Genomic DNA, 11,711 nt, shown 5'->3' on the forward strand with positions numbered 1-11,711 from the left:
AGTAGTGAATTATTCGCACTGCTACTGCATAAGCTTTACCGTATCGTTATTCATAGCTCAACTCTCAGGCGGTGGTTGCCACAAGTCGGCATCGTCTGGCGTCGTGCGGCACCGACGCTGTATATCCGTAAGCGTCCGGCCAACCCCACCTAGCAACACCATTTTTTGTATTTGAAAATACCTTCAACTTTTTATTGGAGGTCATTATGAATTCACCCATCCCTAAACGTTGGCTAGAAATCCTAGCGCTTCGCTCATCATTTACTGGAACGAATGAAGCGTTTTGCAAACACCATCAAGTATCTATCAGCTCGTTTTATAAATATAAAAGCATGCAACAGGTGAAATCTTCAGGTGCATCACCTCAATTTGTCCGAGTTGAGCAACAAACCCAACGCACACACGTCAGTATCACTGAGCAACCAACGATTAACTTTAATACGCGCACTGGCCAACTGACATTACCCACAACACTTAACTGTGATGCTATCGTCTCAATTATTAAAGGTCTATCAGCATGAATATGTTTGTTAATCCGCCCGAGGTGTACTTATGTGCTGAGCATGTGGACTTTCGTAAATCCATCAATGGCCTTGCGGCGTTGGTGGAATGTGAGCTTGAATTACCCGTGCTATCGGGCGCGCTGTTTGTGTTTTGTAATAAAAAGCGCGACAAGTTAAAGCTTCTCTATTGGGATAAGACAGGCTTTGCATTGTGGTACAAGCGACTTGATAAGCACAGGTTTAAATGGCCTAAGCTTAAACGTGACACCATGACACTGAATGAGCAACAATTACATTGGCTATTATCAGGGTATGACGTTATTGGCCATGAAGAAATCAACGTCAGTCAGCACACAGTGACTTAATTACTTAGATCAATTGATATGATCATCAAGGTTTAAGTTATTAACCCTATTCATTGTGCATAAAAGCCGTAAAATAAACGGCATGAACGATGTATTTACCTTACAACAACGCATTGCTGAGCTTGAAAAACAGCTTAAATATGAGCGCGAAGTATCTATACAGAAAGATGCTAAAATCGCCTATTTATATGAGCAATTCCGTTTAGCCCAACAAAAGCAATTCGGCAAAAGTGCTGAAGGCTTTGTAGGGCAAGGTGAATTATTTAATGAAGTTGAAGAGATTGCTGAGAAAGCTGAGCCTGAGCAGCAAGGAATTAGCTACACCCGCAACAAGCCTAAACGCAAGCCACTGCCAAAAGACTTACCCCGTGAACAAGTTATCCACGACATAGCAGATAAAAGCTGTGCATGTTGCGGTGGTGAGTTACATAAAATCGGTGAAGATACTGCTGAAAAGCTTGAGTTCATTCCAGCACACGTCAAAGTGATTGAACATATTCGCCCTAAATACGCCTGTCGTGAGTGTGAAAAATCAGGCACTGGGTCAACGATAAAGCAACAGCCTATGCCCGCTATGCCCATTAACAAAGGCATTGCCACCGCGAGCTTACTTAGCCAACTCATCACCAGTAAATATCAATATGGTTTACCGCTTCATCGCCAAGAGAGCATGTTTAAGCAATACGGCATTGAGCTGAGCCGCAAAACCATGAGCGATTGGGTGATTAAGTCAGCAGCGCTGTTTACCCCGCTGGTTAAACGGTTAAAAGAAGAATTACTCAAGCAACCACTCCTTAACGCTGATGAAACCACGGTCAATGTGGTGAAATCAGATAAAGTGAATAGTTACATGTGGGTGTACTGCTCAGGTGCTGACTCACCTAAACCCGACAGCCCCATCCCTAACATCGTGCTTTACGACTACCACACTAGTCGCGCAGCCGCCTGCGTGATGGATTATCTTGATGGCTATCAAGGGTACTTACATGTTGATGGTTATCAAGCTTATGAAAAGACACAGGCCAGTCTTGTGGGGTGCTGGGCGCACGCACGTCGGAAATTCATTGAAGCGAAAAAGCTGCAAGGGAAAAATAAGACAGGCAAAGCCGATGTGGTGCTCAGCTTAATACAAAAGCTGTATGGGATAGAGTCACGGTTGAAAGATAAATCAGCAGATGAGAGTTACCAGACTCGACAAGCACAGAGTAAACCGATACTCGATAAACTCAAACAGTGGCTTGAAAAACATCAGCCAAACCTTGTTGGTAATAGTAAACTCATTGATGCTGCCAATTACATGGCAAACCAGTGGCCGAAACTCATTGAGTACATTAATGATGGGCGACTGAGTATCGACAACAACCGTGCAGAAAGAGCCATCAAACCGTTTGTGATAGGCCGTAAGAACTGGCTGTTTAGCCAAACAGCAACAGGTGCTAACGCAAGCGCGATACTTTACAGCATCATCGAAACAGCCAAAGCCAACGGCTTAGCGCCATACGATTACATCACCGCGTGTTTAGATGAGCTGTGCCAATCAACACCTGATATCGATAGTCTATTACCGTGGAATTTTAAAGGCTAGGCGGTGATCACCGGACGGATACAGAAAAACAACTCAAAGAGTAAGTTCTTAATGAAAAAGCTGGAATCTAGGTTGGAAGAAATATCTGAGGAGCGAGAAGTATTGTTAAAGGCAGCCTCAATTTTAGCAAGGGAGATCCGCTAATTCTTCAACGTACTCGAAAAGTGATTTACTGAGATGATATTAAAGGTAGTTCTTAGCCAAATATAGGTAACAGTTTAGGCGGCGGTTTTTAGGTGGCATTTGCTCGATAAAAACGTAGATGACATTATGAAGTACTGTCCCGCGCCAGACTTAGTCTCGCTGGCGTTTTTCTCTAATAAACCTTCATATAAGTCACCAAGGCCGTCTTTTTGCGCACTAAACCAGTCAATTTGATCCAGCGTTTTAATCATTTGCTCTAAATGGCGTGGCTCACGCAGACGGGTTTGTGCATCGGCATAAATAGCGCTGATCAATGGGTCTTCATGTACCTGAACCTCTTTAGTTTGGCCTGGGTTTTCTGGGTCTGCTTCAAGGCGTTTACCCGTTGAAAGCGCAAACAAAATAGCTTTGTAATCATTTAGTAAGTTAATACCTGATTTTTCGTTAATGTCTTGCCAGCGGCAGCCCTCTGGCAGCGGGTGTTTTTTTAACACGCCCGCTTCGGTATTTTCGTGCACCATTTTAATAAAAAGAAGCAGTACCAGTTCAGTGACATAGTCGCTGTAGTTTATGCCGTCGTCACGTAGTACGTCACATAGGTTCCAAAGTTTTTGTACGATGTCGTTATTAGTCATAATTTTCTCAAAATTAGTAATTGGGCGTTAGCCGTGGGCAACCAGTAGGGCGCACAAAGGCTCGTTAATGTAGTAATTAGCACGGCCTACTTTTTGTTTGGTTAAAAAGCCATGTTCCACCAGCTGTTCTAGGTATTTGGTGGCAGTAATGCGAGTGACACCGAGTTCCTCAACAATAAAGTCTATTTTGGTGTAGGGGTGGTTAAATAGGTTGTTGAGTAAATCTTGGCTGTAAATTTTAGGAAGCTGCGCTCTAATGCCGTGTTTTGCTTCTGCCATAAGGTGTTTCATGGCGGTGATAAGTGAAATAGTGTTTTGCGCGGTATCAATGACACCATCAAGCATGAACTCTAACCACGGCTCCCAGTTGCCGGTATCGCGCACTGCTTGTAGGTTAGCGTAGTAATCGGCTTTGTTCTGAATTACAAATCGGCTCAGGTAAAGTACAGGCAAGTTTAGTAAATCTTTGGTGACCAAATATAAAATATTTAAAATACGCCCTGTACGGCCGTTGCCATCGTAAAAGGGATGAATACTTTCAAATTGGTGATGAATAATAGCCATTTTTACCAGAGGGTCGGCATCGCATAGTTCATCGTTGTTGATAAACTGCACAAGGTTATCCATTAGCTTTGTAATTTCATCAGCGTGCTGTGGTGGCGTGTAAACCACTTCACCAGTGCGTGCGTTTTTTAGGTCAGTACCAGGGAGCTTTCGTAAACCTGCATCGTTATGTTCTAGGTTTTTTTGTATTGCGAGTATGTCATCAAGACGAATAAGTTTGCTTTTACGCGCTGTTTCGAACCCTTGCTTTAAAGCAACGGCATAATCTTGTACTTCTTTAGTTGCGGGGTTAGTGACCGCTTCTTCAAACAGGTTCGCTTTATAGAGCTCATCGTGTGTTGTTACGATGTTTTCCACCTCAGAGCTGTCTTTTGCTTCTTGTAGGGCGAGTGTGTTAATCAATATGGCTTCATTAGGTATGCTGGCTGCAACGCCTTTTAACTCAGCTAAATGGCGATGGGCAGTGGCGGTTTTTTTTAAAACAGCGCGGGTTTCCCACTGTTCAATATTCGCAAGCGGTAACGGTTCTATAGTGGTCGACATAGATAGCTTTTATCCTTTTTTATACATGTCAGCGTTGTTATGTATAAATTTTTCATAAAATTATACATAACCTATATAACATGTATAGTAATTCCATTTATTTATATACGTTACTTTATGCGCTCTTAATAGGCCAAATAGCTTCACTTATTTCATCAAGTACAGTATCTAGTTGATTATTAAGCACCTTGTCAAATTGCTTCGCGCCACCGTGCTGACTAAAGCGGTTATTAACAAACTCTTTGTCGACGATAACTTCATGCACAAGTTGTTTGGCAAGGCGCTCTAACCATTTGCGCTGATTAGGTGTCCATGAATGTGCTTGGTATATACGTAACATTGCTTGAGCAACACGTTGTTCAAAGGGGATAAGAGGTTCACCTAAGGCTGCGCGCCGAATGTGACCAACAATGCTTGCTGCTATATCTTGATTGGTTTGATTACGTACCGCGCTTTGTAAATTCGCCTCTGAGAAGCCTGCACCATCAAGTAATAGTTTTACTTCAGTTAATTGCTCACGAGAAAGGTCGCGTGGTTTACTTACCACAGTCGCAAGGGCTATGTTTTGGTTTAACTGCTCGTTAACGAATTGATTAAAGCTCTCTAGGTAATCCTCTGGTTTTTTGTGTGTGCCCCAGCTTTGTGTTCTTTCACGTATTTCATCATGATGTTCAGAGATAACGGGCTGGTGTTCACTGCCCAATAAAGTATTGACCTGTGCAAGCTGGTGGATTAAACCACTATGTTCTGTGATAAAGTTTGCAGCTTGCTTTGGCCCTAGTTGGTGTAAATGGGTATGAAGGTTTTTAGGCTCTACTCCCCATAAGCTTTCAAGCTCGTTTAGCTTTTGTTTTAGCTCAGGCTTTGCTTCTGCCTTTTTTTCTGCTTTACGTAAAACCCGCATGACCTTTTGGCTTAACTGATTGAGTACAACATCGGCGTGACTTTCTTGTGGTGAGTCGCCAGGTGTATTCAGAGCTTGTTCTAATAGCTCTGGATTAGTGATTTCATCTACCAATTGTTCTAGAGTTATATTAGGGTCTTTAACTAAAGGCTTCATGGTGTTCACTTCAGCCAAAGCTGAATAAATATCGACAGGGTCGTAGATACGGAATACGGTTTTACCTATTTCATCACAGCGGCGAGTAGCACGGCCGATCATTTGCTCGTATAAAATGCGTGATTTTACTCGGCGCATGAAAACAAGATTACAGACTTTAGGAACGTCAATACCTGTAGTGAGCAAGTCTACGGTTATTGCAATGTTAGGGTAGCGTTCGTTCTTAAACTGTCTAATTCTCTGATCGACTTTATCAGAGTCGCCTTTAATAACTTCTACAGCCGCTTGGTTATACTCACCGTTGTATAGCTCTTTAAATGCATCATCAAGTAATCGCTTCATCATATCTGCATGAAGGCCGTTTTGTGAGGGAGCACAAAATATAATGGTTTTTTCATCACCAAAGGGATCGAGTTCTTGAACAAGTTGTTCGCAAATAACTTTGTTGAAGTTCTCGTTAATAACCTTGCGGTTGAATGCATTAACCTCGAAATCAAGCTCATCATCCAGGTCTGCAGATTCAATTTCCCCCGTATGAGTATTAATTGATTGGACTTTATCACCTTTATCAAAGTGAATGCCATTTTGGCTTAGTAAGGTTTCATAACGGATAGGTGATTCATGATCGATAAGCCAATCTTCAGCAACAGCCTCACGGTAAGAATAGGTGTACACCGGTTTGCCAAAAATTTCACTGGTGTGCTTGGCTGGGGTTGCTGTGAGCGCTATTTTCACAGCATCGAAGTAATCGAGTACGCGTCGGTAACTAGATAAATATTGGCTAGCGTCCCGTGTAGCAAGTTCGCCCTCTGTCATTTCTTGATCAAGTGTGTAACCTCGGTGTGCTTCGTCGATAATGATACAGTCAAATTGATCGAGCGGAGGAGGGTTATCACTCATAAATATGCGTTTAACCATTGCTTGCACGGTAGCAACTTGTACGCGCGTTTCAGCCTCTGCACCCATATCACCAAGTTCTGCGACATTATAAATTTTTGAAAGAGTATGATTTTGCTCTAGTGGCGCTTCGTTAAAGGCATCGAGTGCTTGCTGGCCCAGTGCGGTTCTATCAACTAAAAATAAAATGCGTTTAAAGCGTTCTGCTTTTAAAAAACGGTACATTAAACCGATGATTGTGCGGGTTTTACCAGTACCCGTAGCCATTGCAAGTAATGCTCGACGTTCGTTATTTGCAAGTGCATGCTCAACGGCACTAATTGCATTTTTTTGGTATTCCCTAAGCTTTAAGTAGCCAAATGGCTCTTTATCTAATTTTTTTTGTGCTTCGCTTTTGCTGCGCTTGAGGGTATCAAGTAAACCTGTTGGCGTGTGGAATTTACTTAAATCTCGTTTTGTATTTGAGCACTCCCGTACATCACGAAACCAAATACCTGATTGTTCAGCGAGTTGTTTTACATGAGGGCGACCGTTACAAGAATACACAAATGGGACTTTATAGTGGCCTTCGGCTTCATCTGGCCATGCTATGGTCAAACCTTGCAATTCCCAAGCGGGTAGTAGCGGTGGATTGACTGTTAGCCCTTTACTGTATCGCTCAGCTTGACGAATTTTACCTGCAACATTGGTGTTTTCTTTTTTGGCTTCAACCACGGCTATGGGTGTTAACCCTGCAAATAATACGTAATCGGCTCGGCCGCGTTCGCCATTGTATTGCGTTGGCCACTCAGCAATTGCGATATTTTTACCTTTTTCAGGACGAATGCCGTTTTTATAAGTAAGCTCTTCACTATCAGCCTGCCAACCTGCTTCTGTTAATTGCTGATCTATTAAAATACGAGTTAACGCTTCGTCGAGTACGATATGTTTAGTTGCTGCTTGAGTGTTATTGTTTAGCTTTTCACGTTGGTTAGCTTTTGACTTTTCATCTTGTGAAGCTAGCTGTATTTGCAGTGCCTTTATTTTGGCTTCGTACTCTTTTTGTTGTTGCTGCAATGCTTGTTCATGAGAGGCCGCTTGTTGCGCTAATAATTTAGACTCTTCGTCCATTTCATACGCTAACTGCTCATATTCATGCTTTTCTTTGGCGATTAACTCATTCAGCTGGTGGCTTGAATTTAAATCAAGATTTGCTTTTTGTAGGTCAGTCTTTAAGTTAGCAATTTCACTTTGAAGTTTACGTAACTGTTCACTCGGATCTGAAGGCGCAATAAATGGCCCAGGCTTAAACTTGGCGCTGATCCATTTCTGTGTTGGTTTGCTATACTAAGTAAGTCAAATCATGTTAGGAGCGTCTATGAATAATACCCAGTTTGCTAATCTTCAAGCAACACTAGAAGATCTAACTTTTGTTCAGTTGAAACGCCTCCGACACCACATCGAAGAAATGATCTCTTCGAATCATGTAGGTAAAGCTATTGCTGTGCATGAGGAGGGCGTAGCCGAATGTGCTCATTGTGGTAGCCATGAGTTTACAAAATACGGAACAACAGCACGAGGACAGCAGAGATACAAATGCAAAGCTTGTGAACGAACTTTTAATTCACTTACTGGTACGCCATTATCTGGTATGAAAAAGCAAGATAAATGGCACCAGTATTCAGAAGGCATGTGGTTTACAGCCAAGATCAGAGAAGCAGCAAGTGAACTAGGTATTAATGTTAAAACCGCTTGGCGTTGGCGGCATCAGTTATTGTCTAAACCGAGACAAAGAAAGCCTTCAGAGCTTCATGGGATCATTGAGGCCGATGAAACATTTATCAACGAGTCGTTCAAGGGTAAACGCCAGTTGGAAAGACCTCCACGTAAGCGTGGTGTTAAGAGCCATGACATACCTAAAGTACCAGTTATGCTTGCATTAGATCGCAACGGTGCTGTCACCCACTGCGTCTTGCAAAGAAACACAAGAGAAGAGCTGGAGAAGTCACTAGCACCAGTATTAACGCCCGAGAGTGTATTGTGTACCGATGGCAATTTGTCATATCAAACCATCGTTAAAAACCTTCCTTTTGAGCTTGATCATAAACGCCTTATAGCTATTGATAATCAACGAGTTATAGATGGCATCTATCACATAAAAACACTAAACAATTGGATGATGCGCTGGAAACAGTGGCTAAGGCAATTTAATGGGGTTGGCACAGATTACCTTGACAACTACATCGCTTGGTTTAGGCAAATGGAGCAATCACAAGAAGATGATAGCTGGGTTGTTTTAGCACTATAAATATTTGGAATTTTAATGAAGATACTTAAGATATTGATCATTGTTTTTATTACGTTTTTTATAGCTTCATTTGGCTACTTTAAAAAAGATGCCATTGCTTGCGAACTGATAGGGGTAACACACTTCAATGAAGTATCACCAGATTTTTATATTGATCAAAGTATAGACACTTCGAAGCAAGTTGAGCTGTCTCATGCTGTAGAATCAGCATTTAAAAGGGTTTCGGATATCTATGGTACTCCCACTTCCAACCCTAGAATCATTGCTACAGCCGAAACAAAATATGCCAAGTTCGGATTTAACCCCACAGGTATGCAAAACTCTGGTTTATTCAGAGAATGTATATTTCTAGGCCCCAAAGGACTGAGCACTGATGTAATAGCTCATGAACTTGTTCATGCAGAGGTCAGACATAGAACAAATTTGTTTGTTGAACTAACTCAATTACCTGCTTGGTTCATTGAAGGCACAGGGATCAAAGCAGATTACCGAAAGCCATTTTTATCAGAAAACATTAATGTGACAAATGATGACGTAGCTAAGATTAAGTCGGTGTTTTACCTTAGTGACTTCCCAAACACCAATGTAAAGTATTATCAAGCATCACTAATAGCTGTAGAGCCAATGAACCCAAAGGACATGTATAGTGGCTTAGAAAGATTGAACAATGGTGAACAGTTTGAGGACGTTTTTAACGAATTCTTTTAAGTGTTGATTAATATTGAAATTTTATTCAATCAACACAAAAATGGATCACAGCCTTAAACTTTGGGCCAGCTTTACCAAATGACTGGTGAAACCAAATTGCTAATTTACGGGCAACTACTAAGCCGTTAATTGCTTCTTTATGCTTTGTTTTAAATTGGTGGGTTGCTTTATTACCTTCAACCCTAAGAGTGCGGAATAACTCTCGTACAACATTTTCTAATTGTAATTCACGATTAATTTTGTATAAAAGGTCAGCTTGTGTTGTTTGTTCATCAAACTCAATACCAGCCAATGCAGCAATATGTTGTGCTAATGCTTCGCCTAGCTGACGTAGTTTTATTAATGTGGTATTTGGATCACTGGCGAAAGAGCGCTCAGCGGATAAAGCAAGCTCAGTGAATAATGGATCATGTTCAGCTAAAAACCCAAAATTTCCATTAGACGCAGACATTCATAAACTCCATTTAAATGATAAACAACAAGCCAAGTATATGAGATATAAAGGTTCACAAGCCCTGTTGCCTGAATATTGAATACATTATCACTAATAGACGGATTTTCAACTTTCTTATGATTAGTGTGTTTTACAAAAATACATAGAGAAAATTAAATTTACACTCTTTCCCCCCCACCACAGCGCCAATTTTGTTTGGCATTATTCTCTCTGTTGTTAGGAGCACCTAACAATAAACCTATTTTGGAGAAATATAATGACGAAGAAAGAAACCCCAATGACTACCGATGCTTTGGCCCGTATTCAAAGAAATGAAGCTAAGCAAAATGGTGGCGGCGTTGATTCTAATGGTTTTGCTGCTCGCGCAGCTAGAGCCGCAAACAAAAACCAACAAGGGAAAAAATAAAATGGCCCAACATGATGATGACAACCGTTCACAGCAGCTAAACCCTGAGCATGACGCTTATTGGCAAAGCCGAGGTGAAGATGAGCGCCCTGAAGACTGGGAAGAGCGCTTAGACGATTAATTGCAAAAGCTAAGGCCGTCTAATTTTGAAGTTAGATGGCCGAATTCTCGCGTTCTGAATAGTACTTAAAGTAAGCAGGGTATTGCCCAATAATCTCATTGAAAATAGGAATAAGTTTTTCGCTTTCAGTTTGTTCAAAACATACTTGTATTTTTGTGTCTATCCCTCGACTAATCCTGAAGTACACAAGTAATGCTGAAGAATCTAAATCACATAATTTCTCGCAAATTGCACTTACAAACCTTTCTAACTTTAGAAAAGAAGGTAAGTTCTTCCCGTTGCGCCAATCTTTTAGTTGTTTGTATTGTCTATCTTTCAGGGGCTCGTAACTTTCAGGGGCATTTAATTGAGAGTTTTCAATAGGTATATAGCTTGCCAGCTGCCTCCAGCTAATTGGTTTAATTTTCGATGATATAAATTTTTTTAGCTCTATAAGTGCAGCATCGAAACAGCTGTTAACTTCGTCAGATTCAATCAATGTATTCAGTACTCCAGTAAAGAAACTTGAGTATTGTTTATCTTTACAGGTTTCATCTAACCTCTCGTAGTAGAATTGAAGACCTATTTCATAGTTGGCAATTGCAGATAAGTAGAAATCAAATGTTAAATAGTAAGATGCTCCTGCAATAGCTAATCCTTCATCGAATGTATAGTTTTCTCTTCTTTTATCTGACTTAAAAAACTCATCTAGAACTTCGAGCTGTCTGGATGGCACTAAGCTTTGTGCATGCCAATGTGTTTTTTGTAATAGCCAAATATCCTTAGGATCATTCTTATCAATAATTTCTGATTTTGCCTTTCTATGAATTTCACTCATCAGTAAGTAGTCTGCATTAGAACGTTCTTCAAGCCAGTCCATTAATACGTTTAATTCATTATCGTTTTTATTAGCCCTAAGGCTGAATTTATAACTATCAACACACGAATAGAAATGGCTTGCATTTGAGCCAACTACTACAGCTTTATAATTTTTCTTGAGAAGTTTGGGGTTAAAAATGTGGACAATACTAGGTGACAAGGACAAAAACCAATTTTCAATTTTTTTGAAGGTAGGCCTCCCTATGCCTTTAGTTGATAAAGTCGAAATAGAACTTTTACTTACTGGTAGTTTAGCTTCATAAAATGACTGAGCATAATCAATAATACCTCGAAAGTTATTTGGGAGATGTAATAAATAAGCTACTTCATCATATGATGGGAGGTAAGCACTTTTAAAGTTAATTATTTTAAAAACATATTTGTTACCTTCATTAGGTTTGAGCATATTAGTCCTTTATTTCGCCATGAAAGTTAACTTCAGAGCTTTACTCACTCGCGAATTCAACCCCGAAGTGCACCACTCGCTAAATTAGGCCGCATTGCGTAATTCGTTAAACACAACGACAGGCTGTTTGTAACCTAGGCACTTTCTAGGTCTGGCGTTTAGCGCACGTTCTATA

9 protein-coding genes and 3 pseudogenes are annotated in these 11,711 nt (G+C 40.8%); 7 read left to right on the forward strand and 5 right to left on the reverse strand.

Annotated features, from left to right (window positions below; translation table 11 throughout):
• From ABMY41_RS20340 to ABMY41_RS20355, 4 genes and pseudogenes are all read left to right on the forward strand, one after another.
• Window positions 1–129, forward strand: a pseudogene (locus tag ABMY41_RS20340) (IS630 family transposase); the annotation flags it as partial.
• A gap of 77 nt (window positions 130–206) precedes the next feature.
• Entirely contained in the window at window positions 207–521 is a 315-nt protein-coding gene (locus ABMY41_RS20345) for a hypothetical protein (protein WP_004588657.1), read from the forward strand.
• Window positions 518–868, forward strand: coding sequence for an IS66 family insertion sequence element accessory protein TnpB (gene tnpB / locus ABMY41_RS20350; RefSeq protein WP_004588658.1), 351 nt, complete (start codon window positions 518–520; stop codon window positions 866–868). Before ABMY41_RS20345 ends, tnpB begins: the two co-directional genes overlap by 4 nt.
• 82 nt (window positions 869–950) lie before the next feature.
• Window positions 951–2,453 (forward strand): IS66 family transposase, encoded by a 1,503-nt coding sequence (locus tag ABMY41_RS20355; RefSeq protein ID WP_235378302.1) that lies wholly within the window; start codon window positions 951–953, stop codon window positions 2,451–2,453.
• Window positions 2,454–2,725: 272 nt separating this feature from the next.
• Here ABMY41_RS20355 and ABMY41_RS20360 read toward each other — a convergent pair.
• The 3 genes and pseudogenes from ABMY41_RS20360 to hsdR form a co-directional block, all read right to left on the reverse strand.
• Window positions 2,726–3,232, reverse strand: a pseudogene (locus tag ABMY41_RS20360) (type I restriction-modification system subunit M N-terminal domain-containing protein); the annotation flags it as partial.
• A 27-nt stretch (window positions 3,233–3,259) separates the two neighbouring features.
• Window positions 3,260–4,339, reverse strand: coding sequence for a Fic family protein (locus ABMY41_RS20365; RefSeq protein WP_063529394.1), 1,080 nt, complete (start codon window positions 4,337–4,339; stop codon window positions 3,260–3,262).
• A gap of 115 nt (window positions 4,340–4,454) precedes the next feature.
• A pseudogene (gene hsdR / locus ABMY41_RS20370) lies at window positions 4,455–7,589 on the reverse strand (type I restriction-modification system endonuclease); the annotation flags it as partial.
• A gap of 64 nt (window positions 7,590–7,653) precedes the next feature.
• Here hsdR and ABMY41_RS20375 point away from each other — a divergent pair.
• Together ABMY41_RS20375 and ABMY41_RS20380 are read left to right on the forward strand one after the other, a co-directional pair.
• Window positions 7,654–8,583, forward strand: a complete 930-nt coding sequence (locus ABMY41_RS20375; RefSeq protein WP_235378303.1) for an IS1595 family transposase — start codon at window positions 7,654–7,656, stop codon at window positions 8,581–8,583.
• A 15-nt stretch (window positions 8,584–8,598) separates the two neighbouring features.
• Entirely contained in the window at window positions 8,599–9,291 is a 693-nt protein-coding gene (locus ABMY41_RS20380; protein ID WP_008115289.1) for a hypothetical protein, read from the forward strand.
• A gap of 25 nt (window positions 9,292–9,316) precedes the next feature.
• Here the strand turns inward: ABMY41_RS20380 and ABMY41_RS20385 are convergent, their stop codons facing one another.
• Window positions 9,317–9,742: a DUF4145 domain-containing protein gene (locus ABMY41_RS20385; protein ID WP_328260866.1), complete on the reverse strand. Its 426-nt coding sequence runs from the start codon at window positions 9,740–9,742 to the stop codon at window positions 9,317–9,319.
• A gap of 259 nt (window positions 9,743–10,001) precedes the next feature.
• On the opposite strand from ABMY41_RS20385, the gene ABMY41_RS20390 reads away from it, so the two are divergent.
• Complete coding sequence (locus ABMY41_RS20390; protein WP_167330986.1) at window positions 10,002–10,151, forward strand: hypothetical protein; 150 nt, start codon at window positions 10,002–10,004, stop codon at window positions 10,149–10,151.
• Between the two features lie 152 nt (window positions 10,152–10,303).
• Here the strand turns inward: ABMY41_RS20390 and ABMY41_RS20395 are convergent, their stop codons facing one another.
• The gene (locus tag ABMY41_RS20395; RefSeq protein WP_138558920.1) at window positions 10,304–11,536 is read right to left on the reverse strand and encodes a hypothetical protein; all 1,233 of its coding nucleotides are present in this window, start codon (window positions 11,534–11,536) and stop codon (window positions 10,304–10,306) included.
• Window positions 11,537–11,711: the final 175 nt, after the last annotated feature.

This window comes from Pseudoalteromonas sp. BZA4 (assembly GCF_040104395.1).
Taxonomy (GTDB): Bacteria; Pseudomonadota; Gammaproteobacteria; order Enterobacterales; family Alteromonadaceae; genus Pseudoalteromonas.

Excerpts from the sequence above, each read along its gene's own strand:
- ABMY41_RS20395 (WP_138558920.1), bottom strand. The coding sequence starts at position 11,536 with ATGCTCAAACCTAATGAAGGTAACAAATATGTTTTTAAAATAATTAAC.
- ABMY41_RS20385 (WP_328260866.1), bottom strand. The coding sequence starts at position 9,742 with ATGTCTGCGTCTAATGGAAATTTTGGGTTTTTAGCTGAACATGATCCA.
- ABMY41_RS20380 (WP_008115289.1), top strand. The coding sequence starts at position 8,599 with ATGAAGATACTTAAGATATTGATCATTGTTTTTATTACGTTTTTTATA.
- tnpB (WP_004588658.1), top strand. The coding sequence starts at position 518 with ATGAATATGTTTGTTAATCCGCCCGAGGTGTACTTATGTGCTGAGCAT.
- ABMY41_RS20375 (WP_235378303.1), top strand. The coding sequence starts at position 7,654 with ATGAATAATACCCAGTTTGCTAATCTTCAAGCAACACTAGAAGATCTA.
- ABMY41_RS20365 (WP_063529394.1), bottom strand. The coding sequence starts at position 4,339 with ATGTCGACCACTATAGAACCGTTACCGCTTGCGAATATTGAACAGTGG.
- ABMY41_RS20390 (WP_167330986.1), top strand. The coding sequence starts at position 10,002 with ATGACGAAGAAAGAAACCCCAATGACTACCGATGCTTTGGCCCGTATT.
- ABMY41_RS20355 (WP_235378302.1), top strand. The coding sequence starts at position 951 with ATGAACGATGTATTTACCTTACAACAACGCATTGCTGAGCTTGAAAAA.
- ABMY41_RS20345 (WP_004588657.1), top strand. The coding sequence starts at position 207 with ATGAATTCACCCATCCCTAAACGTTGGCTAGAAATCCTAGCGCTTCGC.